Source organism: Acinetobacter sp. YH12249 (genome assembly GCF_013417475.1).
In the GTDB taxonomy this organism is placed as follows: Bacteria; Pseudomonadota; Gammaproteobacteria; order Pseudomonadales; family Moraxellaceae; genus Acinetobacter.
On the sequence record NZ_VPDX01000072.1, the window covers coordinates 1 to 1658 of the forward strand.

Annotated in this window: 2 protein-coding genes; one reads left to right on the forward strand and one right to left on the reverse strand. The window is 44.9% G+C overall.

The genetic code is table 11. The features are described from left to right. Positions 1-191 precede the first annotated feature (191 nt). Complete coding sequence (locus FTV25_RS15925; RefSeq protein ID WP_000018323.1) at positions 192-1007, forward strand: APH(3')-I family aminoglycoside O-phosphotransferase; 816 nt, start codon at positions 192-194, stop codon at positions 1005-1007. A 136-nt stretch (positions 1008-1143) separates the two neighbouring features. On the opposite strand, the gene FTV25_RS15930 is transcribed toward FTV25_RS15925, so the two are convergent. Further along, complete coding sequence (locus tag FTV25_RS15930; RefSeq protein WP_001183556.1) at positions 1144-1545, reverse strand: LysR substrate-binding domain-containing protein; 402 nt, start codon at positions 1543-1545, stop codon at positions 1144-1146. Positions 1546-1658: the final 113 nt, after the last annotated feature.

A 1658-nucleotide genomic window follows, 5' to 3' on the forward strand; every position in this document is an offset into this window, starting at 1 on the left:
TACCAGCGTACGGCCCACAGAATGATGTCACGCTGAAAATGCCGGCCTTTGAATGGGTTCATGTGCAGCTCCATCAGCAAAAGGGGATGATAAGTTTATCACCACCGACTATTTGCAACAGTGCCGATAAAAATATATCATCATGAACAATAAAACTGTCTGCTTACATAAACAGTAATACAAGGGGTGTTATGAGCCATATTCAACGGGAAACGTCTTGCTCGAGGCCGCGATTAAATTCCAACCTGGATGCTGATTTATATGGGTATAGATGGGCTCGCGATAATGTCGGGCAATCAGGTGCGACAATCTATCGATTGTATGGGAAGCCCGATGCGCCAGAGTTGTTTCTGAAACATGGCAAAGGTAGCGTTGCCAATGATGTTACAGATGAGATGGTCAGACTAAACTGGCTGACGGCATTTATGCCTCTTCCGACCATCAAGCATTTTATCCGTACTCCTGATGATGCATGGTTACTCACCACTGCGATCCCCGGGAAAACAGCATTCCAGGTATTAGAAGAATATCCTGATTCAGGTGAAAATATTGTTGATGCGCTGGCAGCGTTCCTGCGCCGGTTGCATTCGATTCCTGTTTGTAATTGTCCTTTTAACAGCGATCGCGCATTTCGTCTCGCTCAGGCGCAATCACGAATGAATAACGGTTTGGTTGATGCGAGTGATTTTGATGACGAGCGTAATGGCTGGCCTGTTGAACAAGTCTGGAAAGAAATGCATAAGCTTTTGCCATTCTCACCGGATTCAGTCGTCACTCATGGTGATTTCTCACTTGATAACCTTATTTTTGACGAGGGGAAATTAATAGGTTGTATTGATGTTGGACGAGTCGGAATCGCAGACCGATACCAGGATCTTGCCATCCTATGGAACTGCCTCGGTGAGTTTTCTCCTTCATTACAGAAACGGCTTTTTCAAAAATATGGTATTGATAATCCTGATATGAATAAATTGCAGTTTCATTTGATGCTCGATGAGTTTTTCTAATCAGAATTGGTTAATTGGTTGTAACACTGGCAGAGCATTACGCTGACTTGACGGGACGGCGCTTCCCTACCCTCATGGCCGCCTCCCAGGAATCGACCCAGGTGCTTATCGTGGACATAATCCTTTACTCATAAATTTATCTTATTCCATTATTGTACCTGTCACGCAAAACTTGCAGAAAAGCCATAAACGCAGGAGAATCCTGTCGGCGGTGAGGATAATAAATATGGTAGCCGTCAAAATATGGACACCACTCGGTCAGAACAGCAATCAGCTTGCCGCTTTTGATATATCCATCTGCAACATACTCGGGAATATAGGCAATCCCCAGCCCGTCTAATGCTGCATCGAGCTGATGAATCGTGCTGTTCGCAATATATTGCCCTTTGACTTTCAGACTGAATTTCTGAGCATCTTTCTCGAATTCCCAGGCGTACAATCCACTCGTATCAGAATAGCGGACGTTAATGCAGTTGTGGTTCAAAAGATCCTGCGGCTTCCTGGGCTTAGCATAACGCTTAAAATGGCACTGTTGCAAAGTTAGCGATGAGGCAGCCTTTTGTCTTATTCAAAGGCCTTACATTTCAAAAACTCTGCTTACCAGGCGCATTTCGCCCAGGGGATCACCATAATAAAATGCTGAGGCCTGGC

Coding starts and splice junctions, on each gene's coding strand:
- FTV25_RS15925 (WP_000018323.1), top strand. CDS start 192: ATGAGCCATATTCAACGGGAAACGTCTTGCTCGAGGCCGCGATTAAAT.